22 protein-coding genes and 1 pseudogene are annotated in these 22239 nt (G+C 69.6%); 9 read left to right on the top strand and 14 right to left on the bottom strand.

Going from position 1 to position 22239, the window contains the following annotated elements; genetic code table 11:
• Positions 1-2: 2 nt before the first annotated feature.
• The 4 genes from ACFV6H_RS34810 to lnt all read left to right on the top strand — a co-directional run bounded on the left by ACFV6H_RS34810 (position 3) and on the right by lnt (position 4110).
• On the top strand, positions 3-590 hold the full coding sequence (locus tag ACFV6H_RS34810; RefSeq protein ID WP_385550496.1) for a phage tail protein: 588 nt from the start codon (positions 3-5) through the stop codon (positions 588-590).
• Positions 591-769: 179 nt separating this feature from the next.
• The gene (locus tag ACFV6H_RS34805) at positions 770-1777 is read left to right on the top strand and encodes a discoidin domain-containing protein (protein WP_385550494.1); all 1008 of its coding nucleotides are present in this window, start codon (positions 770-772) and stop codon (positions 1775-1777) included.
• A 91-nt stretch (positions 1778-1868) separates the two neighbouring features.
• Positions 1869-2327: a nuclear transport factor 2 family protein gene (locus ACFV6H_RS34800; RefSeq protein ID WP_385550492.1), complete on the top strand. Its 459-nt coding sequence runs from the start codon at positions 1869-1871 to the stop codon at positions 2325-2327.
• Between the two features lie 181 nt (positions 2328-2508).
• Entirely contained in the window at positions 2509-4110 is a 1602-nt protein-coding gene (gene lnt / locus ACFV6H_RS34795) for an apolipoprotein N-acyltransferase (protein ID WP_385550490.1), read from the top strand.
• Here lnt and ACFV6H_RS34790 read toward each other — a convergent pair.
• On the bottom strand, positions 4031-4939 hold the full coding sequence (locus ACFV6H_RS34790) for a Gfo/Idh/MocA family protein (protein ID WP_385550488.1): 909 nt from the start codon (positions 4937-4939) through the stop codon (positions 4031-4033). The two genes, lnt and ACFV6H_RS34790, sit on opposite strands and share 80 nt — an antisense overlap.
• Positions 4940-4966: 27 nt before the next feature.
• Entirely contained in the window at positions 4967-6160 is a 1194-nt protein-coding gene (locus ACFV6H_RS34785; protein WP_385550486.1) for an FAD-dependent monooxygenase, read from the bottom strand.
• On the opposite strand from ACFV6H_RS34785, the pseudogene ACFV6H_RS34780 reads away from it, so the two are divergent.
• From ACFV6H_RS34780 to ACFV6H_RS34770, 3 genes and pseudogenes are all read left to right on the top strand, one after another.
• Positions 6159-6479: pseudogene (locus tag ACFV6H_RS34780) on the top strand (TetR/AcrR family transcriptional regulator); the annotation flags it as partial. The gene ACFV6H_RS34785 and the pseudogene ACFV6H_RS34780 sit on opposite strands and share 2 nt — an antisense overlap.
• A 58-nt stretch (positions 6480-6537) precedes the next feature.
• Positions 6538-7065: a DinB family protein gene (locus ACFV6H_RS34775; protein WP_385550484.1), complete on the top strand. Its 528-nt coding sequence runs from the start codon at positions 6538-6540 to the stop codon at positions 7063-7065.
• 100 nt (positions 7066-7165) lie between these two features.
• Positions 7166-7663: a hypothetical protein gene (locus tag ACFV6H_RS34770; protein ID WP_385550482.1), complete on the top strand. Its 498-nt coding sequence runs from the start codon at positions 7166-7168 to the stop codon at positions 7661-7663.
• A gap of 30 nt (positions 7664-7693) precedes the next feature.
• Here the strand turns inward: ACFV6H_RS34770 and ACFV6H_RS34765 are convergent, their stop codons facing one another.
• From ACFV6H_RS34765 to ACFV6H_RS34715, 11 genes are all read right to left on the bottom strand, one after another.
• Complete coding sequence (locus ACFV6H_RS34765; protein ID WP_385550480.1) at positions 7694-8203, bottom strand: hypothetical protein; 510 nt, start codon at positions 8201-8203, stop codon at positions 7694-7696.
• A gap of 170 nt (positions 8204-8373) precedes the next feature.
• Positions 8374-9057, bottom strand: coding sequence for a uracil-DNA glycosylase (locus tag ACFV6H_RS34760; protein ID WP_384778629.1), 684 nt, complete (start codon positions 9055-9057; stop codon positions 8374-8376).
• Between the two features lie 117 nt (positions 9058-9174).
• Entirely contained in the window at positions 9175-10755 is a 1581-nt protein-coding gene (locus ACFV6H_RS34755; RefSeq protein ID WP_385550478.1) for an ABC transporter substrate-binding protein, read from the bottom strand.
• 137 nt (positions 10756-10892) lie between these two features.
• Positions 10893-11672 (bottom strand): SDR family oxidoreductase, encoded by a 780-nt coding sequence (locus tag ACFV6H_RS34750; RefSeq protein WP_385550476.1) that lies wholly within the window; start codon positions 11670-11672, stop codon positions 10893-10895.
• 73 nt (positions 11673-11745) lie between these two features.
• Positions 11746-12507 carry a 3-oxoacyl-ACP reductase FabG gene (gene fabG, locus ACFV6H_RS34745; protein WP_385550474.1) on the bottom strand — a complete coding sequence of 254 codons (762 nt, stop codon included), beginning with the start codon at positions 12505-12507 and terminating at the stop codon, positions 11746-11748.
• A 209-nt stretch (positions 12508-12716) separates the two neighbouring features.
• Positions 12717-13100: a DUF3037 domain-containing protein gene (locus ACFV6H_RS34740; RefSeq protein WP_384986615.1), complete on the bottom strand. Its 384-nt coding sequence runs from the start codon at positions 13098-13100 to the stop codon at positions 12717-12719.
• Between the two features lie 11 nt (positions 13101-13111).
• On the bottom strand, positions 13112-13984 hold the full coding sequence (locus ACFV6H_RS34735) for a HipA family kinase (RefSeq protein WP_385550604.1): 873 nt from the start codon (positions 13982-13984) through the stop codon (positions 13112-13114).
• Positions 13985-14079: 95 nt separating this feature from the next.
• Positions 14080-15576 (bottom strand): IMP dehydrogenase, encoded by a 1497-nt coding sequence (locus tag ACFV6H_RS34730; RefSeq protein WP_385550472.1) that lies wholly within the window; start codon positions 15574-15576, stop codon positions 14080-14082.
• A gap of 318 nt (positions 15577-15894) precedes the next feature.
• Entirely contained in the window at positions 15895-16809 is a 915-nt protein-coding gene (locus tag ACFV6H_RS34725) for an NmrA family NAD(P)-binding protein (protein WP_385550470.1), read from the bottom strand.
• Between the two features lie 79 nt (positions 16810-16888).
• Positions 16889-17752: an SDR family NAD(P)-dependent oxidoreductase gene (locus ACFV6H_RS34720; RefSeq protein WP_385550468.1), complete on the bottom strand. Its 864-nt coding sequence runs from the start codon at positions 17750-17752 to the stop codon at positions 16889-16891.
• A 68-nt stretch (positions 17753-17820) separates the two neighbouring features.
• Complete coding sequence (locus ACFV6H_RS34715; RefSeq protein WP_385550466.1) at positions 17821-18246, bottom strand: MarR family winged helix-turn-helix transcriptional regulator; 426 nt, start codon at positions 18244-18246, stop codon at positions 17821-17823.
• A gap of 176 nt (positions 18247-18422) precedes the next feature.
• Between ACFV6H_RS34715 and ACFV6H_RS34710 the strand changes: the two genes are divergently transcribed.
• On the top strand, positions 18423-20597 hold the full coding sequence (locus tag ACFV6H_RS34710) for a prolyl oligopeptidase family serine peptidase (protein WP_385550464.1): 2175 nt from the start codon (positions 18423-18425) through the stop codon (positions 20595-20597).
• A 74-nt stretch (positions 20598-20671) separates the two neighbouring features.
• Positions 20672-21154 carry a Rieske (2Fe-2S) protein gene (locus ACFV6H_RS34705; RefSeq protein ID WP_385550462.1) on the top strand — a complete coding sequence of 161 codons (483 nt, stop codon included), beginning with the start codon at positions 20672-20674 and terminating at the stop codon, positions 21152-21154.
• A gap of 116 nt (positions 21155-21270) precedes the next feature.
• Here the strand turns inward: ACFV6H_RS34705 and ACFV6H_RS34700 are convergent, their stop codons facing one another.
• Positions 21271-22179 carry a LysR family transcriptional regulator gene (locus ACFV6H_RS34700; RefSeq protein WP_385550460.1) on the bottom strand — a complete coding sequence of 303 codons (909 nt, stop codon included), beginning with the start codon at positions 22177-22179 and terminating at the stop codon, positions 21271-21273.
• Positions 22180-22239 lie beyond the last annotated feature (60 nt).

The raw sequence follows: 22239 nt of genomic DNA, 5'->3' as shown, positions 1-22239 counted from the left end.
CGATGCGCGGAACCGTGGCGGGACTGCCCTCACCGCATCCGCTGATCGAGCTGCTGCCCGCGCTCTATCTGGAACAGGACTTTCTGCGGCGCTTCCTCTCCGCGCTGGACGATGTCCTCGCCCCGATCCTGCTGACGCTCGACAATCTGCCCGCGCATCTCGATCCGCGCAGCGCGCCGGAGGATCTGCTCGACTGGGTCGCCCAGTGGGTGGCGGCGGAGCCGCACCGGGACGAGCCGGTCGAGCGGCGGCGGGCGGCGGTGACGGGCGCGGTGGCACGGCACAGCCGGCGTGGTACGCGTGGCGGGCTGGCGGAGGCGGTACGCCGGCAGACCGGTGTGGAGCCGGAGATCGCGGAGAGCGGCGGCTCGGGCTGGTCGGCCACGCCGAACACCGCGCTGCCGGGCGAGGAGCGGCCCTGGGTGACGGTACGGCTGCGGGTGGCGGAGCCGGAGGCGGTGGACCGCGTCGGGCTGGAGGAGCTGATCGAGGGCGAGATACCGGCGCATATCGGCTATGAGCTGGAGATCCTGCCGCTCGCCGGAGCGCCGGGCCTGTCCGGGGAGCGACCGTCCGGGGAGCGGCCATGAGATGCCCTGAGTGCGGACACGTCAACGCGCCGGGCACGGCGTTCTGCGCGTCCTGCGAAACGTTTCTGGAGTGGGGCGATCGGGAACCGTCGGGGAGCGGGGCAGGAGCTACGTCCGGGGCGGGCGCCGGATCCGGGTCCGGCTCCGGTGGTACGAGCAGTCCCGAGCGCCCGGCGCCCGTGCCCACGCCAACGCCGCCCACAGCCGCACAGCCAACGCCCACACCACCGGCACCGACCGCCGCTCCCAGGGCGACGGACACGGAATCACCCGCACAGGAACCGGCGCCCGCCGAGCCCCCGCAGAGCGCGTCATCCCTGCCGGCCACGCCCTCACCGCCGCCGCCCGCCACCGGTCCGCGCAGGCCCGGCGACCGGCTGGACACGCCCGTACCCGGTCCCGGAGAGGAACCCGCCGAGCCCGCGCACCGGCCTCCGCCCGCCTCCCGTGGCGCCTCCGTCCGCTGTCCCAACTGCCGTACGGAGAACGCGCCGGAGCGTGTCCTCTGTCTGCGCTGCGGTCTGCTCCTCGATCCCGGTCCGCCGCCCGACGTACCGCCTCCGTGGTGGCGCCGGATCCTCGCCCGCAGACGGCGCGCCCTGCCGACCGCCGGGACGCGCCCCAAGCGCCATCTGTGGCGCCGTCCGAGCCTCGCCGTCCCGCTCACCCTGGTGATCCTGGCCGCGGCGGTCTGGTTCGCGCGCCCGTACGTCCCCGACGCGTTCGACTTCGCGCGGGACCGCACCGGCACCCCGGAGGAGCTGCATCCCAGCCAGGTCCGCGCGTCCAGCGCGCAGCGGGGCCATCCGGCGCAGGCCGCGTTCGACACGTACTCGAACAAGTTCTGGGCGCCCGCCGAGGCGGGCGCCGGGCAGGGCGAGTATCTGGAAGCCGACTTCGAGCAGCCGGTCCGGATACTGAAACTGGTCGTCTTCTCCGGCCGCTCGGCCCAGGAGGACGCGTTCCTCTCCCAGTCCCGGCCCGCGGCGCTGGCCCTCACCCTGCACGCCGCGGACGGCACACTCACCGAGCGGCGTATCACGCTCAGGGACCAGCCGGGCCAGCAGACGTTCGACGTCCGGAGCAGCGATGTCGTCCGGATACGGCTGGCGATCGACGGTGTCCACGGGGACAGGCAGGACCGCCGTCCCGCCGTCGCCGAGATCGACTTCTTCGGCCGCCGATGAGACTTCGCCGCCCGGAGCAAGGGAGCCGCCCGACGGGTGACCGGTGTGCGCGGCACTTGGCCCCGGGCTCTTCCTGCCGGAGACTGAGCCGATGACACAGCGCGTGGATCTCGCGACCGTGATGGGCCGGCTCGCCATCGATGAAGTGATCACCAATTACGCGGTGGCCGTGGACGACGCCGACTGGCCCAGCTACCGGGCCCTGTTCACACCGGACGGCCGCGCCGACTACACGGCGGCGGGCGGTATCGAAGGTTCGGCCGCGGAGGTCGCCGACTGGCTGGCCGGCACGCTGCGCCCGTACAGCATGCATCAGTTGCTGATCGTCAACCGACGGCTGCGTATACAGGGTTCCGACGGGTATCTGGGCGACCTCGCCGAGCTGCGGGCGGACTATCTCAGCCCTCGGCGGCACGAGTCGGGCGAGGAGCTGATGAGCGGCGGACGGTGCTCGTTCGGGCTGCTGAGGGACGACACGGGCTGGCTGCTGCGGACGGTGGCCGTCCACGAGAAGTGGCGGCGCGTCTCGCCCTCCGCCGACGTCGGCTGAGGTCGGGCGGTGTCGGCTGACATCGGCTGACATCGGCTGACATCGGCCCGCCCAAGGGCCCCGCCTTTTCCTCCCGCCTCCTTCTCCCGTTCTTCCACTCCTTTCTCCCGCTCTCCTCCCGCTTCGGTGCTGTTCCTCAGGGGAAGACAACCTGAAAGGGCGGGGCAAGGAGGCACTTGGGATGCGAAGCCCGGTCGGCCGGAGCCTGGCGTCGCCGTGGTGGCGCGGCGCCGCCGCGGTGGTGGCGGGCTCGCTGCCCGCTCTCGCGTTCCCCGAGCCGTCCCTGTGGTGGTTCGCGTATATCGCACTGGTGCCGTGGATGCTGCTCGTACGATCCGCTCCCACGGGCCGTCGCGCGGCCCTGGAGGGCTGGCTGGGCGGCATCGGCTTCATGATCGCCGTACACCACTGGCTGGCGCCGAGCCTGCATGTGTTCCTGGTGGTGCTCGCCGCGCTGCTCGGGCTGCTGTGGGCGCCCTGGGGATGGCTGGTGCGGTCCGTGCTCGGCGGGACGCCGTCCCTGGGCCGCGCCGCGGCGGCCGTCGCGGTGGTGCCGTCGGGCTGGCTGGTGATCGAACTGGTCAGGTCCTGGCAGGGACTCGGCGGGCCCTGGGGCCTCCTCGGCGCCAGCCAGTGGGAGGTCGCGCCGGCCCTGCGGCTCGCCTCGGTGGGCGGTGTCTGGCTGGTGAGCCTGCTGGTGGTCGCCGTGAACACCGCGCTCACCGTGCTGGTCGCGGTCCCGCAGATACGACCGCGCCTCACCGGAGCCGTATCCCTCGTGCTGTGCGCCCTCACCGTGATCTCGGTGTGGACCTGGGCGCCGGAGCCCGAGCGGTCCGGCACGGCGCGGATCGCGGTCGTCCAGCCGGGCGTGGTCGAGGGGGCCGATGCCCGTGAGCGCCGGTTCGCGCAGGGCGAGACCTTGACACGCACCCTGGCCGGCCGGGATCTCGATCTGGTGGTCTGGGGAGAGAGCAGCGTCTCCGCCGATCTGGCGACCAGACCCGATCTGGCGGCGCGGCTCGCCGTGCTCTCCCGCGCGGTCGGCGCCGAGATACTCGTCAATGTCGACGCGCGCAGCACGGACACGGCCGGGACGGCCGGGATATTCAAGCGCGCCGTCCTGGTCGGTCCGAACGGCCCGACCGGCGATACGTACGACAAGATGCGGCTGGTGCCCTTCGGCGAGTACATACCGGCCCGCGCCGCGCTGGGCTGGGCCACCTCGGTGGGCAGGGCGGCGGGCGAGGACCGCGAGCGCGGCACCCGCCAGGTGGTGATGGTCCTGCCGGGCGAGGGCAGAGGCGGATTGCGGTTCGGGCCGCTGGTCTGCTTCGAGTCGGCGTTCCCCGACATGAGCAGACGGCTGGTCCGGGACGGCGCGCAGCTCCTTGTCGCGCAGTCCTCGACCTCCACGTTCCAGGGCAGCTGGGCGCCGGAGCAGCATGCGTCGCTGGCGGCGCTGCGGGCCGCGGAGACCGGCCGGCCGATGGCGCATGCCACGCTGACCGGCATGAGCGCGGTGTTCGGGCCGGACGGCGAGCAGGTGGGCGCCGGGATCGGTACGGCCCGGAGCACCACCGGAGTGTTCGACGTTCCGCTGGCCCGGGGCACGACTCCGTACGTCGAGTTCGGCGACTGGGCGGTCTATGCCGCCCTCGCCGTGCTGGCCGCGCTCTGCGCCACGGACGGCGCGCGCTCGTTCAGGAGGCGGCCTGGTCCAGTGCTGCTCGTACCACCCGCTCGCACAGCTCATGAGTCCGCAGCGCATCCTGTGCGCTGAGGAGCGATCCGGCCCGTACGGCGTCGAGGAAGGCCAGTACGCACTGCTCGATCCCGCGCTGGCGGGCCACCGGGACCCAGTCGCCGCGCCGCCGTACGCTCGGCTGTCCCTTGTGGTCCACGACCGTCGCAAGATCGTGCACGGCCCGTTTGGTGTCCTGTCCGGACACTTCGAGGATCTCCTCGGTGGAGCCGCTGAGCCGGTTCATCACACCGATGGCGGTGAAGCCGTCGCCGGAGAGTTGCAGTACGACATGGTGGAGCAGCCCGTTCCGTATCCGGGCCCGTACGTCGGTGTGCTCGACGGGTCCCGGGAGCAGGAAGCGCAGGGTGTCGGCGACATGGATGAAGTCGTCCAGGACGAAGGTGCGCGGGTCCTCGGGCAGACCGACACGGTTCTTCTGCAACAGGATCAGCTCGCGCGGATGCTCAAGGCACTGGGCGTAGCCGGGCGCGAAGCGGCGGTTGAAGCCGACGGCGAGGCTGACACGGCGCTCCTCGGCGAGGGCCACCACGCGCTCGGTGTCGGCGAGTTCGTACGCGATCGGCTTGTCGACATAGGTCGGTACGCCCGCCTCCAGCAGCCGGGTGACGATCTCGGCGTGCACGGCGGTCGGCGCGTGGACGAACGCGGCGCCGAGGCCCTGCGCGAGGAGCGAGTCGAGATCGGGATGGCAGTGCGCGGCCGGGACGCGATAGGTCTCGGCGGTCCTCGCCAGGGTGGCCGGAGTGCGGGTGTGGAGATGCGGCTCGATGCCGGGCAGCGTGGTGAGCACCGGCAGATACGCCTTCTGCGCGATGTCGCCGAGCCCGATGATGCCGACCTTCACGAGGGCCTCCCTCTGCCTGACGTGCTGTTATGACGGATGGGCTGTTCCGGAAGCATACGTGCGCTCCGGAGGGCGCCAGTCGGCGATGCCCGCGAAGCTCCACAGCAGCAGGCCGGGCACCAGCCGCGAGAGGGTAGCGATCGCCGTGTCGCGCACGGCGACGGCGGCAGGTGAGGTGACGGCGATCATCCGCCCGGTCTGCGTGGCCTGCTTGACGATGGCGGTGGTACGCGGCAGCCGGTCGGCGGAGTACGCGGCGAGGTCAGGCGTGTCATGTCCCGATCGCGCGTGGTGGGCGAGGACGACGGCGTCCTCGATGGCCTGGTTGCCGCCCTGGCCGACGGTGGGCTGCATCGCGTGGGCGGCGTCACCGAGCAGGGCGGCCCGTCCACGGTGGTACGCGGGCAGCGGCTCATACATCTCATGGACGTCATGGCGCAGGACCGCGTCCGACTCGGCGGCCCGGATGATCCGCGGTACGGGATCATGCCACTCCCCGAAGAGCCGCAGCAGCTCCGCCTTCTCGTCGTCGGAGGCGTGTCCGCCGGGCGGCGCCATGGCCATGGCGTACGCGTAGACACGGCCGTCCTTGAGCGGCTGGGTGCCCCACAGCCTCCCTCGTCCCCAGGTCTCGTGCGGCGCGAACGGCCGCCCGGGAGCCGGGACGATCATCCGCCAGGTGGTGAATCCGGCATACCGCGGTCCCGGATGGCCCGGGAAGAGCACCTGACGTACGCCGGAGTTGACGCCATCGGCCCCGACGACGAGATCGGCCTCCCACATACCGTCCGAAGTGCTTACACGCGCCCGGTGGCCGTCGCCGCCCGGGTCGGCGAGAGCGGCGGCCGTGCCCGTACGCACCACGCCCTCGGGAAGCGCGGAGGCGAGCACCGAGACAAGGGTGGCGCGGTGGACCAGGACGACGGGACCGCCGAAGCGGTCGGCCACGGCCTCGCCGCTCGTACGGGAGAGCCAGCGGCCACCGGGAGCGCGCAGTCCGCCGTCGCCCTGCCAGGCGGAGAGCGCGCGGACCTCGTCGCCGAGCCCGAGGACATCCAGGGTGCGCTGCGCGTTGGGCGTGAGGCCCATGCCCGCGCCGACGGGTGTGAGCGCGGAGGCACGCTCCAGCACGGTGACCGCCCAGCCTCGCCGGTGCAGGGCCACGGCCGCGGTCAGTCCGCCGATTCCACCGCCGATGACGACGGCGCGGGGCTGGTTCATGGCGCTCGCCCTGCACCGCTATCTGACCCGCCATCCCGAACTGCTCGTCTGCCGTTACGAACTGGCGCTGGAGGCCACCCGGCGGCCGGAGCTGCGCGCCTATTACGACGCGGCCGGCCGGCAGTTCCGTGAGCCGCTGATCGCCATGATGACGGCGGCCGGATCGCCCGAGCCCGAGCGGCACGCGCTCTCGCTGGTGGCCTGGTGCGAGGGACTGATGTTCTCCTGCGCGGTGGGCTCGTACCACAACGCCGTACCGTCACTGGACGAGCTGCGGCGCGGCTTCGAGGAGCTGCTGCGCGGGATGCTGGGCGAATGAGGAGACCGCGCGAATAAGGCTTCGCGACGACACCGGTCCGTACGTGAGGATGACCGCCATGACGACAACCGAACGTACTGAACGCACCGAGCCCTCCACCGTCGCGGGCGAACGCGAGATGCTGGAGGGCTGGCTGGACTATCACCGCGAGACACTGGCGGTGAAATGCGCGGGCCTGACCGAGGAACAGCTCCGGGAGGCCTCCGTGGCGCCCTCGGAACTGAGCCTGCTGGGTCTCGTACGGCATATGGCCGAGGTGGAGCGGGCGTGGTTCCGCAGAACGCTGTCCGACGAGCAGGCCGGGCCGATCTACTACAGCGACGCCGATCCGGACGGCGACTTCCATCCCGGCGAGGACGATACCTGGCACGAGGCCTACACCACCTGGCAGGCCGAGATCGCCCGCGCCCGCGAGCTGGCCGCTCCGCACTCCCTCGACCATCCGGGCGCCGGCCGACGCCACCGGACCACGGGTGAGCCGTACAACCTCCGCTGGATCTACACCCACATGATCGAGGAGTACGCCCGGCACAACGGCCACGCGGACCTCATCCGGGAGCGGATCGACGGCGCGACGGGCGACTGACACACACCATCAGGCCAAGATCGACCGCGTGTCACCCGTCCGGGCCAATCCGCGCCCTTTACACTCCCCAACGGCCCTCCCGACCAGCAGAGTTGCGCGCGTGCACCGAACGAGAAGCGCAGCGATGGTCCTGATGGGACTGGCGGTCACGGCCGTCTCCGGATGTGTGTCCGTGGAAGGGCGCCCGGCGCCCGTATCCGTACCGCGGCCGGGAGCGAGCAGCGGGGCTCCCGGGGCGGGCGGCGCGCAACCGCAGATCGTCCAGGCTCCGGCCAAGGAGGCGCTGGAGGCGATCATCCCCGCCCGGAGCCCGGAACCGGCCCCGCTGTCCTCCCCCGAACCCCGCCGGTCCGCCTCCGACTCCGAGCGGACCGGCGCTCCCGAGCGGGCGTCCGGCCCCGAGCGGCCCCGGAGCGGGCCGGCGCCCACACCGGTACGGAAGGAACGCCGACGCGAGCGGCCCGAGCGACCGCGCTCCCCCGAGCCCGTCGAGGCACCGGCCACCGTCGCCGATCTCTGCGCCCTCGGCGAGAGCTACGGCCGCTGGCCGGCGGACAGCCCTCAGGCCCGTATCTGCGCCCGGACCTACCGGAATTGACCGTCGGTACGGGACCCGTCGGTACGGAGCTCATCGCTCCCGGAGCCGCCGCTCCAGGCGGTCGATCCCCGCCCGTACCGCATGGCCGTATCCGTCCTCCCCCAGCGCGTCCGCCGCGTCGCGTGCCCGGTCCAGATGGAGCCGGGCCGCGTCCGGCCGCTGGAGCTTCATATAGTCGACGGCGAGATTGAGATGGAGCGCGGGATAGAAGGCCCGCACGGCCGGCGCGCTCCCGGCCGGCCCGCTCCCGGTCGGCGTCGGCTGTTCCCCGTCCGCTCTTCCCGACTTGCCCCCGTCCCCGTCCTCGCCCCCGTCCCCGTACAGTCCCTCCATCCCGTCCGCGGCGGTAAGCGCCCTGAGGTCCCAGGCCAGTTCATCGCCCGGATCGTCCTGGGTGTCCGCCATGTAGTGCGCGAGCGTGCAGCGATGGAGCGGATCTCCCGCCTCCCCGATCTCCGTCCAGAGCGCACCGAACCGGTTCCGTGCCTCCTCGCGGTCGCCGCCGTGGAGGAGCATGGCCGCCTGCCCGATCCTGGTCATGACCGCGTCCTCCGACGCCTCCTGCCGCTCCCTCACTACCGCCTCCGCATGCCTGTCCGATAAATCCGACAAACATGACGCTAGCTCCCGTGGCGGACAATCCCCTTCAGGCTCGGGCGGCGCACCCGAGCCTGTCGGCCCACGCCACGGTCGGCCGAGGTCAGCCGTGATCAGCCGAGGTCGGGGATGCGCCAGTCGATGGGCTCGTGGCCCTGCGCGGCCACCGCCTCGTTGATCTGCGTGAACGGGCGCGACCCGAAGAACTTCTTCGCCGACAGCGGCGAGGGATGCGCGCCCTTCACCACCACATGGCGCTCCTGGTCGATCAGCGGCAGCTTCTTCTGCGCATAGGCGCCCCAGAGGACGAACACCGCCGGGTCGGGCCGCTCGGCGACCGCGCGGATCACCGCGTCCGTCACCTTCTCCCAGCCCTTGCCCTTGTGGGAGTTGGCCTCGCCCTCGCGGACCGTCAGCACCGCGTTGAGCAGCAGCACGCCCTGCTGGGCCCACGGCATCAGATAGCCGTTGTCCGGGATCGGGTGGCCCAGCTCCTCCTTCATCTCCTTGTAGATGTTCCGCAGGGAGGGAGGCGTCTTGACACCCGGCCGGACGGAGAAGCACAGCCCGTGTCCCTGGCCCGCGCCGTGGTACGGATCCTGGCCCAGGATCAGGACCTTCACCTTGTCGTACGGCGTGGCGTCGAGGGCGGCGAAGACCTCCTCGCGCGGCGGATAGACCGGCCCCTTCGCCCGCTCCTCCTCGACGAAGTCGGCCAGCTCCTTGACATAGGGCTTGTCCAGCTCTTCGCCGAGGACACCACGCCAGGACTCGGGCAGCATGTCGGTGTCGGTCACGTCAACAACCTCCGGTAAGCGATCACTTGTGCACCACTGAACCTACCGGTGGCCACTGACAACGGCCCCTGCCCCTGCCCCCGAAGACCGGCCGACCGCGCCCCAGCCGACTGCCCGCTACCAGCTCGCCTTGCGGTGCAGCTCCCACATCTGCATCACCGTCTGCGGATCGAGCGCGCGCTCGCCGCCCGCGATGTCGTCGGTGGAGGCGACATACAGCTTGCCCTGCCACAGCGGCAGAAGCCGTACGTCCGCCACGAAGATCTCCTGGGCGCGCTGGAACTGCTTGTTGACCGCCGCTCGGTCGCTCATCCTGCGCGACTGCGGCAGCAGGGTCTGAGTGATCTCGGGGCTCTCGTACGGCGTGCTCAGCGCGTTGTGCTTGCCGACAAAGGGAGCGATGAAGTTGTCAGGATCCGGGAAGTCGGGGAACCAGCCTCGGCCGAAGACGGGATACTGGCCCTTCTGATAGCCCGCCTGGAACTGCTTCCACGGCCTGCTGCGCAGTGTGATCTCGAACAGTCCCGACGCTTCGAGCTGGAGCTTCAGCTCACCGAACTCCGCCGCCGTGCCGGATCCGTACCGGTCCGTCGTGTACCAGAACGTCAGCGGTACGGGAGTCTCGATGCCCTGCTCCTCAAGGACGGCCCGGGCCTTGTCCACATCGGGATCGCCGTACAGGTCGAAGAAGCTGGTGGCGTGGCCGGCGATGCCCTTGGGGACCATCGAGTAGAGCGGCTCCGCCGTGCCCTGGTAGACCTTGGCGACCAGCGCGTCGCGGTCCACGACCTGGGCGACCGCCTGCCGTACGGCGAGCTGTCCGGCGGCCGGGTCCGCGGGGTTGAACACCAGATAGCGGATGTCGGCGCCGACCGTCTCGACCAGTTGGAGAGCCTCGTTCTCCGGCTTCTTCTCCTCCAGTTCGACCACCTGCTCCGAGGTGAGACCGCGGTAGATGGCGTCGATGTCCTGCTTCTTCAGCGCGTCGAAGAGCGTGCCGGAGTCCTTGAAGTACTTGATCGTGACGCCGTTGTTCCTGCGGTCGGCGAATCCCGTGTACCGCTCGTTCCTCGTCAGCTCCGCACGGTCGCCCGCGGTGTACGAGGCGAGTTCGTACGGTCCGGAACCGTTGACCTTGCCGTCCTGCCGCAGCTTGCCCATCGGGTACTCGGCCGGATTCACGATGGACATCGCGGGTGTGGCCAGGATGAAAGGGAAGGTCGCGTCCGGCTTCTTCAGCCGGAAGACGACGGTGTCGTCGCCGCGTGTCTCGACCCGCTCCAGGGACTCCAGCAGACCGGCCGGACCGCCCTGTACATTGATCTTCAGAATCCGGTCGAAGGAGTGCTTGACGGCCGCCGCGTCGAGCTTGTCGCCGTTCGAGAACGTCAGTCCCTCGCGCAGCGTGCAGCGGAATACCTGGTTCGACGTGTCGGCGAACTCGCAGTGCCGTGCGGCGTCGGGCTGTGGATACGAGCTGCCGGTGGGAAAGGCGACCAGTGTCTGGAAGACATTGCGGAACATCTCCCAGCCGTTGTCCCAGGACGCCGCGGGATCGAGCGTGGGCGGCTCACTCGTCGTACCGACGGTTATCTTCTGTGCCGCTTCCGCTTCGTCGTCCGAGAACAAGCCACATCCCGTGAGCAGGGACATGGACGCAAGGGCCGCAGCGGCCTGCCGACTGGTCCGGTTGAACACTTCACGCTCCTTGTTCAGCCATGGATCGGCAGACCATACCGCAGCGTTGGCCGGATTTGTACGGTGATCCGGTGGGGCTTTTGGAGAGGTCGTAGGCTCCCTCGTTCACCTGGATCAAGCGCTTGTACGCCCGGTGTTCACCCCACGCCCGCGTTGAGGAAGATCCCGCCGTCGACCACCAGCGTCTGGCCGGTGATCCAGTCCGACTGGTCGGAGGTGAGGAACGCCGCGGCGCCTCCGATGTCCTCGGGCACGCCGAGTCTGCCGAGCGGATAGGCCGCCGCCACCTCGGCCTCCCTGCCCTCGTAAAGCGCCTGCGCGAACCGGGTCTTGACCACGGCGGGCGCGATCGCGTTGACGCGGACGAGCGGTGCGAACTCGTGCGCGAGCTGGAGCGTCAGATTGACCATCGCGGCCTTGCTCATGCCGTACGCGCCGATGAACGGCGATGCCGAGATCCCGGCGACCGACGCGATGTTGACGATCGCGCCGCCGTTCTCGCGCTGCCAGGCGCGCCAGGTGAGCTGGGCGAAGCCGAGCGCCGAGACGACATTCGTCTCGAACACCTTGCGGGCCACATTGAGATCCAGCTCGGCCATCGGGCCGAAGACCGGATTCGTACCGGCGTTGTTGACCAGGAAGTCGACGCGGCCGAACGCCTCCATGGTGCGCTCCACCGCGACCGCCTGGTGCGCCTCGTCATGCGCCTTGCCCGCGACGCCGATCACCCGGTCCGAACCGAGCCGCTCCACCGCCTCCTTGAGCGCCTCCTCGCCCCGGCCGGTGATGCACACCCGGTCGCCGCGCGCGACGAACGCCTCGGCGACGCCGTATCCGATGCCGCGGCTCGCGCCCGTGATCAGCGCGACCTTGCCGCTGTCGGCCACCTGCCGGCCCGGCTCCGTCGTATCGGTCATGTCCCTACCTCCATGCCCCTGGCTCCATACCCTTGCCTCCACGCCCTTGCCCCCATGTCCCTGTCTCCCGGCCTCAGTTGAGCGGCCCTCCGGCCACATACATGACCTGGCCCGAGACAAAGCCCGCGTCCTCGCCCGCGAAGAAGGCGATGGCGTTCGCGACATCCTCCGGCCTGCCCACGCGCTGGACGGGGATCTGGCTCGCGGCGGCGGCCTGGAAGTCCTCGAAGCCCATCCCGACACGGGCGGCGGTCTGGGCCGTCATCTCGGTGACGATGAAGCCGGGAGCCACGGCGTTGGCGGTGACACCGAACTTGCCCAGCTCCTTGGCCAGAGTCTTGGTGAAGCCCTGGAGACCGGCCTTGACGGCGGCGTAGTTGGCCTGTCCGCGGTTGCCCAGCGCGGAGCTGGAGGAGAGGCTGACGATACGGCCGAATCCGGCGTCGACCATGTACTTCTGACAGGCGCGGGCCATCAGGAACGCGCCCTTGAGATGCACGCCCACCACGGTGTCCCAGTCGGACTCGCTCATCTTGAAGAGCAGATTGTCCCTGAGCACACCGGCGTTGTTGACAAGGATCGTCGGCGGGCCCAGTTCGGCGGCGACCCGCGCGACGGCGGCCTCCACCTGCGCGCTGTCGGAGACGTCGCAGCCGACGGCGAGCGCCGTGCCACCCGCCGTGGTGATCTTCTCGACGGTGTCCTTGCAGGCCGCCTCGTCCAGGTCGAGTACGGCGACGGCGCGGCCCTCGGCCGCCAGCCGCAGCGCGGTGGCGGCGCCGATGCCACGTGCCGCCCCGGTCACGATGGCTACGCGCTGCTCGGTGGTGGACATCCTCTGTTCTCCTTGCCCTAGGGATCCGCGACTCTCAAGCACTGAGCAACCGCTTAGTCGCTTCAGCATTCGAGACGCTAGAAGGCATGGCACCCGGTGTCAACGGCTCACAGGACCGACCGAGCGACGAGGAACGGAAGTCACACCGGACAGCCGGGCCGCGGCGCTCGCGTGGTGTATGCGCGGCAGGGCCCGGCGGCGTCGGCCGCTCAGCGGACCAGCAGTTCCAGCAGCCGCTCCGCCTCGGCCCTCGGATCCGCCGTCAGCCCGGTGTGTACGGGACCGGGCTGTACGACCGTCGAGCGCGGCGCGATCAGCCAGCGGAACCGCCGGCCCGCATCGTCGCCCGCGGCCTGTCCCGCCACATCACCGCCGCGGCAGACGCTCTCGACCGCGTGCAGGGCCGCCCGTACACCCACCACATCGGCCTGCGGATCGAGGGCCGTCAGCTTGGCCTCGTCCAGATGGGTTCTGGCCGCGACATAGGACTGGGCACGGCAGTAGACGAGCACTCCCGCGTTGAAACACTCGCCGCGCTCCACGCGCGGCACCACGCGCAGCAGCGCGTACTCGTAGACGTCCTTGTCACTCACTGACTTGCCGCTCACTGGCCGCTGTCCTTCACGTTGTCCGGCTCGTTGTCCGGCTGCCGCGTGGTGCGCGCCGTGGGATCCAGTCGGCCGGCCAGCCAGCCGGGTGCCCGGGAGGGCCCGCTCTTGGTGGGCGCGTCGAGGACGATCCGTTCATGGACGGTGGCGGCGCGCGCCAGCAGCGGCTCCACATAGGCGCGGCGCAGCGCGTCGGTCGAGTCGAAGCCCGGCTCGTCGACCAGCCACTCGTCGGGTACGTCGGCGGCGATCGCGGTGAGCAGCTCCTCGGTGACCAGCGGCGCCAACTCGGCCGCGGCGGAGGCGAGATCGGGTCCGAAGGGCGCGAGCGCGTGGTCGGAGGCGTTGTACGGCTTGGCCGCCGAGGCCTCGGCGCCGGGCCAGTTGTGATGCCAGATCATGGTGGCGCCATGGTCGATCAGCCACAAGTCACCATGCCAGACGAGCATGTTGGGATTGCGCCAGGAGCGGTCGACATTGTTGATGACCGCGTCGAACCAGATGACGCGCCCGGCCTCCTCGGAACTCACCTGATAGGCCAGTGGGTCGAAGCCGAGCGATCCCGGCAGATAGTCCATACCGAGGTTGAGCCCACCGCTCGCCTTCAGCAGCTCCTGCACCTCCTGGTCCGGCTCCGAGAGTCCGATGACCGGATCGAGCTGCATCCGCACGAGCGCGGGGACGCGCAGACCGAGCCTGCGGCCGAGTTCGCCGCAGATCACCTCGGCGACCAAGGTCTTCCTGCCCTGTCCCGCGCCGGTGAACTTCATGACGTACGTACCGAGATCGTCGGCCTCGACGATCCCCGGAAGCGACCCGCCCTCACGCAAAGGCGTGACATAGCGGGTCGCAGCGACCTCTTCCAACACTTCCCAGGCCATCCATCTCTTGAGCCATGCAATCCGCAACCGCCATTGCTGTTCTCCTCCGACCGGCAGTCCTCTCGTCGGGACTCGGCGGCTTGTCAGGAGACCGTCGCCGGGGTGTCCCGCAGGGTGATGTCGGCGTGGCTTTCCTGGAAGCTCTGGTCCGAGACGAGGGTCAGCCGGGCCGTGGACCGGAACTCCGGCAGGGTGGTGGAGCCGCAGGAGACCATCGTGGTCTTGAGCTTGGCCATGGTCAGGGCGAGCCCTTCGTTGAGGTCGCCCGCGTAGGGGACGTAACCGTCCACGCCTTCCTCGAAGACCAGCCCTTGGCCTCCCTGACCGTAGCGCTGCCAGTTACGGGCCCGGTTCGAGCCCTCACCCCAGTACTCCTTCACGAAGCCGTCACGGGTGGGCAGCTTCGCGCCGGCGGCCTGGTCGAAGCGTGCGAAGTAACGCCCCATCATGACAAAGTCGGCTCCCATCGCCAGGGCCAGGGCCACGTGGTAGTCGTGCACCAGCCCACCGTCGGAGCAGACCGGCACGTACTCGCCGGTGCGTTCGCGGAAGGCGTCCCGGGCCGCCGCGACGTCCAGCACAGCGCTGGCCTGGCCGCGGCCGACGCCCTTCTGGTCCCGGGTGATGCAGATGGAGCCGCCGCCCACCCCGACCTTGACGAAGTCCGCTCCCGCCTCGGCGAGAAAGGTGAACGCCTCGCCGTCGACCACATTGCCGCCGCCGACCGGGATCTGCGGATAGTGCTTCTTCACCCAGGACAGAGCCTGCGCCTGCCAGTCGCTGTAGCCGTCGGACGAGTCGAAGCACAACGCGTCCACGCCTGCCTCCAGCAGGGCCGGCACGCGATCCTGATAGTCGTGGGTGTTGATACCCGCGCCCACACGCAGACGCTTGGCGGCGTCCACGACCTGGTTCGGGAAGCGCTTGTTGTCCGCGTAGTCGGAACGGAACACCAGATGCTGCAAGTGACCCTCAGCATCCAGCACCGGGAGGCAGTCCAGCCGCTCGTCCCACAGCCGCGCGTTGGCTTCGGAAAGCGTGATGCCGGGCCCGGCATGGGCCAGGCCGGCGACAGCGGTCATCCGGCCGCTGACCGGTCCGTCCAGATCATGACGCCGGGGATGGAAGTCCCGGGAGGTCACCAGGCCGAGCAGGCGGCCGGTGGCGGTCCCGTCGTGGGTGACCGCGGCGGTGCTGTGACCGGTGCGGCGCATGACATCGACCAGGAGGCTCAGGCTGTCGTCGGGGCGGATGTTGGTATCGCTGGTGACGAATCCGGCCTTGAAGTTCTTCACCTGGCGGACCGCCGCGGCCTGGTCCTGGATCGGCTGATTGTGGTGCAGGAAGCTGAAACCACCGTTTCGCGCGAGCGCGATCGCGAGATCGGGTGTGCTGACGGCCTGCATGATCGCGGACGTGAACGGGGACTGCAGCTCGATCGCCGACGCCTCGCCCGCGATGTGCCGCACCAGGGGCGTGCGCAAGTCGACCGTCGCAGCCGAGCAGTCGGTCCGCGTCCGGTTCGGCAGGAGCAGAAACTCGTTGAACGTCCGTGAGACTTCGGCGATGATCTGTGCCACTCGTTCCTCCTGACCCGTCGGCCGGGGCCCGACTGCCCCGCCGTGAGGATCGCCCCCGTATCCCAGGGCCCGGGCAGACAGAGATCAGCACGGCAGCCGTGGAGGTGCCACCGACTGCGGCAGAGCCCTGACCGGCCCGTGGATCGAACGGAGTGCGGTCGTGACCTGGCACCCTATCGATCAACTCCGCCGCTGCACGAATCGTGACCGTCACCGGCAGCCACCCGTCCCTGCTGCGGTACGGGACCTGCGAGCAGCGCCGTCCGACACGTCCGCGATGCCGCGATCTTGTGGTGGCCGCGTGGGCAGACGGCCGCTTCAGGGGGCGGGGACGAAGTAGGGGCCGCTGGTGTCGAAGTACGACCGGTCGTGGGCAACGAACTCCTCGACCGAGAGCGGGTCGCGCCCGCCGACCTTCTTGACGATGTCGTTCGTGCCGGCGAAGACGCCGTTCCGGTAGTCGACGGCGACGTTGCTGAGGTGCTGGACGAGGTGTTCGGGCAGTCCGCGCCCGCGCATGGCCGAGGCGAACTCCTCGATGCCGATCGGCTCGTAGTGCACCGGGTGGCCGAGCGAGCCGGCCATGGCACTGGCGATGTCGTAGTGGTTCTGCTCGACCGGACCGTGCAGGGTGTAGACCGCGCGGTCGTGCGGTTCGGGAGCAGCCAGCACCGCGGCGATCACGCGGGACTGGTCGGCCGAGGCGATCGGGGCATGCCGGCCTTCACCGAACGGGAGCCGGAGGAATCCTTCGCCGCCCCGCATCTCCCACCATGTCTTCAGCCACTCGGCGAAGAACGTCGGCCGCAGATGGGTGGTCACCAGCTCGGTCCGGTCCAGCAGGCGCTCACACAGCCAGTGCTGCCGGGCGGCATTGCTGCCGGCCTCGCGGCGGGCGGAGATCTGCGACATGTTGACCACGGACCGGACACCCGCCTCCGTCGCCGCCTGGGCGAAGACGACGGTCGACTCCACCAGGCCCGGCAGGATCGGATAGCAGAAATAGGCGCCGGCAACGCCCTGTACGGCTGCGGTCACGCCGTCCAGGTCATGGAAGTCGGCCACGACGACCTCGGCGCCGGCCTCGGCCAGCGCGTGGGAGCGTTCGTCCTCCCGGTGCACCATCGCCCGGACGCGGTGACCGCGCTCCAGCAGCAGTTGGATCGCACCGCTCCCAGTCTTGCCGGTCGCGCCCGTGATCAGGAACAGCCTGTCATCCTGGGCCATCTCCATACCTCTCAGTTTCTCCGTAGATCATCGAACTGAGACCTTTCGGTCGCTCACCACGTCCATGGATTTCGCCAAGGTTGCTTTATCGGCTTGGGTTACTCAAGATCGTTTCGTGATAAGTCTTCCCGCTGCTCATCCCGAGCAATCTGGCGATGGGCCGTTGCGTGAGAGCGGTGGCGATCAGGTCACCGATGCGAGGTGACAAAGCCTCGCCGAGCAGCAGCATATTTGCCGTTCGCGGCAACACGACACGTCGCTTCCCGCGCCGGACGGCTTTCGTCACAGCTCGCGCGACATCTTCTGATGAGAGCGGAGTCATATGCCGGAACGGGGGAGGCATTTCGGCTTCCTCTGCCTCCCTCAACAGGTCGGTGGCGGTGAGCGCCGGGTGGATCACCGAGACCCGGATATCGCTGTCGGCCACCTCCTGGCGAAGACTGTCCGAGAACGCAGAGACCGCGTGCATCACGATCGCGTATGAGCCGAATCGAGAAAACGCTTTGCGCCCCATCACGGACGACATGTTGACGATCGTGCCCGACCTCTGTTGCCGAAGTATCGGGAGTACACGTTGCGTTACGTTGATCATCCCGAAAAGACTCGCCCGCAGTGTTTGATGGACATCGTCTTCAAACGCAGCCGATTCAATACCACCCACCTTCCCGATCCCAGCGTTGTTCACCAGTACATCGATTCTTCCGAATCGGTCCATCGCGGCGTCCACCAGGGCCGTCACAGCGCCATGAGAGGTCACGTCGGTCGGCACCGACAGCACTTCTGAACCCAGATCGCGAACTTCTTTCTCCACCTGGGCAAGCGCTTCGACCGAGCGGGCCGCAAGAACCAGCTGTGCTCCTTCTCGGGCAAACGCGAGTGCGACAGCTCTGCCAATTCCTCGCGAAGCGCCCGTGACCAGTACCACCTTGTTCGCGAAGGAGGCTTTCACACTCTTCCCTTTCAAGATGTATATGCAACATATGCCCATTGAGACGCGCTTGAGCCAACCCTGTCCGTCTAGGCGCCTGGCGCATACCCCATACTGCTCGCAATACCCTGGACCGCGTTCACGCCCGTCACCCCGAGAAGCTGCGCGGCCTGCCGCTGAGCCTCCCGCCACTCGGGCATCACAGACTCGATCTTGGCCTGGCCGGCGCGGGTAAGCGCAATCTCCCGTATTCCTTTCGCATCGGACGACAGGACCTCTATCCAGCCGTGGTTCAACAGCAGATTCACATTCCGACTGACCGTAGACCTCTCCAGTTGCAGCACATCACCGAGCTTTGACGGCGTGCACAGGCCGATCTTGCCCAGAGCGGCCAAGAGGTTGACCTGGGCAATGGTCACGCCATGACCGCTGAGAGCACCGTCGTAAAGGCTCGTGAGAGCCCGGCCGATCAGCCGGACGCGCACCGCCAGACAGTCACCAACGATCTCGTCCACGGAGGAAGTACTCACATCTGTAGTGTTGTATATGCACCAAGATAATGTCAACCCCGCTCGGAGCATGGGCCTGCGTCCGAATCCAACACCCAGTTCGGCAAGATCATGGTCACCATGGGCCACTGACAGCGCCCTGCCCTGCCCACTCCTACAGAAACCTGGAGCCCACGCCAGCCATGCAGCCCACATCGAACACGCGGCCCACGCAGCCCACGGAGATCACCGCGTTCCCACGCCAGTTCGCCCGTACCCGCCGCTTCTCGCTCGGTGTCCCAGGCCAGTTCACCGTCTCCGCCGACGGCGAGCGCGTGCTGTTCGTACGGTCCGTCTCCGGCGCCGATCCGCGTACACCGCTGTGGCTGTACGAGAACGGCGAGGAGCGGATCCTCGCCGACCCGGCGACGCTCGCCGGGCCCGGGCCCGAGCGGCTGTCCGACGAGGAACGGACACGGCGTGAGCGGGCCCGGGTGACCTCGGCCGGAGTGGTGGCATACGCGACCGACCGGGAGGCGCGCGTGGTGGCGTTCGCGCTGGGAGGCGCGCTCTGGGTGGTGCGGACGGACGGTGGCACGCCCTGGCGTATCCACACCGCAGGTCCGGTGACCGATCCGCGCCCGTCGCCGGACGGATCCCTGATCGCCTATGTGACCGGTGGCGCCCTCCGTGTCGTACGGACCGACGGCGGCGAGGACCGGCCGCTCGCCGAGCCCAAGGCTCCCGAGGCTCCCGAGGTGACCTACGGTCTGCCCGACCATGTCGCGGCGGAGTCCATCGGCAGATCGCGCGGCTACTGGTGGTCGCCCGCGAGCGATGCCCTGCTGGTGGCCCGCGTCGACACCTCGATGGTGGCGCGCTGGTACATCAGTGATCCGTCCGATCCAGCTCAACCGCCGCGTTCGGTCCGCTATCCGGCGGCCGGCACGGCCAACGCGGAGACCTCGCTGCGTGTGGTCACGGTGGACGGCGGGCACACACCCGTCCTGCTCCCTGAGCGCGCGCCCGAGGAGGACGCTCCGAAAGGTCTCTGGCAGGACCTCGCCTTCGAGTATGTGGTGAGCGCGGAGTGGGAAGGCGTCGGTCCCGTGATCAGCGTCCAGACGCGGGACCAGCGCACGGTGTGGATTCTGCGCGCGGATCCGGCGACCGGAGCCGTCGAGCCGCTGTCCCGTCACACCGACACACACTGGGTGGAGTTCCCGGAAGGAGCGCCGCTGCACACCGCGTCCGGCGTGCCGGTGCTCCCGTATATACAGGGCGACGCCCGCTCGATCCGGATTGGCGAGGTACCCGCACCGGCCGGACTCCAGGTCCGCGAGGTGCTGGGCGCGGTCGGCGAACAGGTCTACTTCACCGCGAGCGAGGAGCCGACCGAGGTCCATGTCTGGTCGTACGGACCGGAGCGCGGCTTCACGCGAGTCACCGACGAGCCCGGTGTGCACTCGGCCGCCGCCGGAGGCGACACACTCGTCCTCGACAGCGCAACTCCGGACGGCCGGCGGGTGACCGTACTGCGCGACGGCAGGCCCGTCGGCCGGATCGCGGTCCTCGCCGAAGAGCCGCTGGTCACACCACGGCCGGTCCATCTGGTTCTGGGCGAGAGGGAGTTGCGCTCCCGGCTCCATCTGCCGTCCTGGTACGAGCCGGGCTCGGGCCGCAGGCTGCCGGTGCTGCTCAGTCCGTACGCCGGACCCGGTCTACAGGTGGTGACGCAGGCGCGTGCCTGGTACACGGCCGTGTGCCAGTGGTTCGCCGAGCAGGGCTTCGCGGTGCTGGCCACGGACGGGCGCGGCACGCCCGGGCGCGGCGTGGAGTGGCAGCGCGCCATCGTCGGTGACCGGCTGATGCCCGTCCTGACGGACCAGATCGACGCCCTGCACGCGGCGGCCGAGCGGTACGACGCCCTGGATCTGGCGCACGTCGGTATCCGTGGCTGGTCGTTCAGCGGCTACCTGGCGGCGGGCGCCGTGCTGCACCGTCCCGATGTGTTCCACGCCGCCGTCGCGGGCGCGCCGCCGACCGACCGGCGGCTGTACGACACGTACTGGGAAGAGCGCTATCTCGGCCATCCGGATGTCCAGCCCGACGCGTACGAGCGCTCCTCGCTGCTCCCGTACGCCAAACGCCCGCACGCCGAACAACTGAGCCGTCCGCTGCTGCTCATCCATGGACTCATTGACGACAATGTGGTCCCGGCACATACGCTCCGTCTCTCGGCGGCCCTGCTCGCCGCAGGCCGACCGCACTCTGTGCTGCCACTGCCTCGTACGGGCCATCTCGTCGCCAAGGAGGGTGTGGCGGACGAGTTGCTCCTGCGTGAGCTCGACTTTTTCAGAAGGTCTCTCGGTGCTTGAACATCACAGCATCCGCGTGCGTATCTTCCGGTGAACCGGCCGACCGAGAGCCGGCCGTCGAAACGGAGCTGCATATGACCGCATGGCAGGGGTCCGCACGGATCGTGACGCGGAGGACCGTGGTCGCCGCGGCCGGAGCGGCGGGGCTGGGCCCGGCGCTCGTCGCGTGCGGCGATTCGGGCAGCACGCCGGAATCGGACTCGGCGGCGGAGTCGCCTGCGGCCGGGGATCCGGCGGCGGGCGGCGACAGCGCGGACGGCGCCGGCGGAGGTGATGTCCTCGCGAAGACCGCCGACATCCCGGAGGGCGGCGGCATGGTCTTCGCCGACCAGGGCGTGGTCGTCACCCAGCCCGCGGCGGGCGAGTTCAAGGCCTTCTCGTCCAAGTGCACGCACCAGGGCTGTGCCGTGAAGGACGTCTCCAACGGGATCATCCACTGCCCGTGCCACGGCAGCCAGTTCAGTGCGACGGACGGCAGTGTGAAGTCCGGGCCCGCGACGCAGCCGCTGCCCGCCGCGTCGATCACGGTCACCGGCGACTCGATCACGCTCGCCTGACGGCGGGCCGTCGTCAGGCACGACCTGGACCGGCGGCTGACGGGCCTCACTCTTCGTCGGCAGGGAGTGCGCCCCGTCGGCCGTCACCATCACTGAACGCGTCAGCCGCCGTCCCGTCAGCCGCCGTCCACCGCGCGTGCCGCTTCGGTCAAGGCCTCGACGGCCGCCCTGATCGAGGGACGGCGATCCGCGTCGGTCCGCCACACGGCATGGATATGGCGGTGCATCTTCTGCCGTACGGGAACGACCGCGACGCCCTCCGGGACGGTTCCGCGCCCCAGCCTCGGCGCGACACAGACCCCGAGTCCGGCCGCGATCAGGGCGAGCTGGGTGTGGTACTCCCCGGCGAGATGCGCGATCCGCGGCTCGAAGCCCTTCGAGCGGAGCGTGAACATCAGCCAGTCGTGGCAGAACTCGCCCTCCGGCCAGGACACCCAGTCGTCGTCCGCGAACTCCTCCAGATCCACTTCCGGGCGGCCCGCGAGCGGATGGTCCACGGGCATGGCCACATCGGCGGCGTCGTCGAGGAGATGGGCCGTGGCCAGTCCGCCGGGCACGGGCAGCCGTTTGTTGCTCCAGTCCAGCACCACGCCGAGATCGAGATCGCCTCTGACCACTCCACGGATCCCGGCCTCGGGCTCCAGCTCGCGCGAGCGGACCCGCAGTTCGGGATGGCTCTCGTGCAGGGCGCGGATCGCCGCGGGAAGGAGCCCGCGGGCCGCCGTCGGAAAGGCCGAAATCCGTACCTCGCCCACCACCCGGCCGCGCTGGGCCTCGATGTCCGACTGCGCCACCTCGACCTGCGAGAGGATGCGCGCCGCGTGGTCGGCGAGCAGCCGTCCCGCGTCGGTGAGCCGCACTCCGCGCCCGTTTCTGGCCAGGAGCCGCTGGCCCACCTCGCGCTCCAGTTTGGCGAGTTGCTGGGAGACGGCCGAGGTCGTGACATGCAGTCCCTCGGCCGCGGCGCTCACCGAGCCATGGTGGGCGAGAGCATCCAGGGTCCGTAGCCGCTCCAGATTCAACATGTAAGCAATACTAAGCAGAACAGCCGAGATAATCTCACTTGTCCTACGAGATGGTTCACG

Origin of the sequence: Streptomyces sp. NPDC059743 (assembly GCF_042732975.1) — a bacterium.
Lineage (GTDB): Bacteria > Actinomycetota > Actinomycetes > Streptomycetales > Streptomycetaceae > Streptomyces.
This window is presented reverse-complemented; position numbering and strand designations above follow the sequence as displayed.

Bases quoted from the DNA above. Each gene is read 5' to 3' on its own strand.
- ACFV6H_RS34810 (WP_385550496.1), top strand. From the start codon at position 3: ATGCGCGGAACCGTGGCGGGACTGCCCTCACCGCATCCGCTGATCGAG.
- ACFV6H_RS34800 (WP_385550492.1), top strand. From the start codon at position 1,869: ATGACACAGCGCGTGGATCTCGCGACCGTGATGGGCCGGCTCGCCATC.
- lnt (WP_385550490.1), top strand. From the start codon at position 2,509: ATGCGAAGCCCGGTCGGCCGGAGCCTGGCGTCGCCGTGGTGGCGCGGC.
- ACFV6H_RS34785 (WP_385550486.1), bottom strand. From the start codon at position 6,160: ATGAACCAGCCCCGCGCCGTCGTCATCGGCGGTGGAATCGGCGGACTG.
- ACFV6H_RS34775 (WP_385550484.1), top strand. From the start codon at position 6,538: ATGACGACAACCGAACGTACTGAACGCACCGAGCCCTCCACCGTCGCG.
- ACFV6H_RS34765 (WP_385550480.1), bottom strand. From the start codon at position 8,203: ATGACCAGGATCGGGCAGGCGGCCATGCTCCTCCACGGCGGCGACCGC.
- ACFV6H_RS34750 (WP_385550476.1), bottom strand. From the start codon at position 11,672: ATGACCGATACGACGGAGCCGGGCCGGCAGGTGGCCGACAGCGGCAAG.
- fabG (WP_385550474.1), bottom strand. From the start codon at position 12,507: ATGTCCACCACCGAGCAGCGCGTAGCCATCGTGACCGGGGCGGCACGT.
- ACFV6H_RS34725 (WP_385550470.1), bottom strand. From the start codon at position 16,809: ATGGAGATGGCCCAGGATGACAGGCTGTTCCTGATCACGGGCGCGACC.
- ACFV6H_RS34710 (WP_385550464.1), top strand. From the start codon at position 18,423: ATGCAGCCCACATCGAACACGCGGCCCACGCAGCCCACGGAGATCACC.
- ACFV6H_RS34705 (WP_385550462.1), top strand. From the start codon at position 20,672: ATGACCGCATGGCAGGGGTCCGCACGGATCGTGACGCGGAGGACCGTG.
- ACFV6H_RS34700 (WP_385550460.1), bottom strand. From the start codon at position 22,179: ATGTTGAATCTGGAGCGGCTACGGACCCTGGATGCTCTCGCCCACCAT.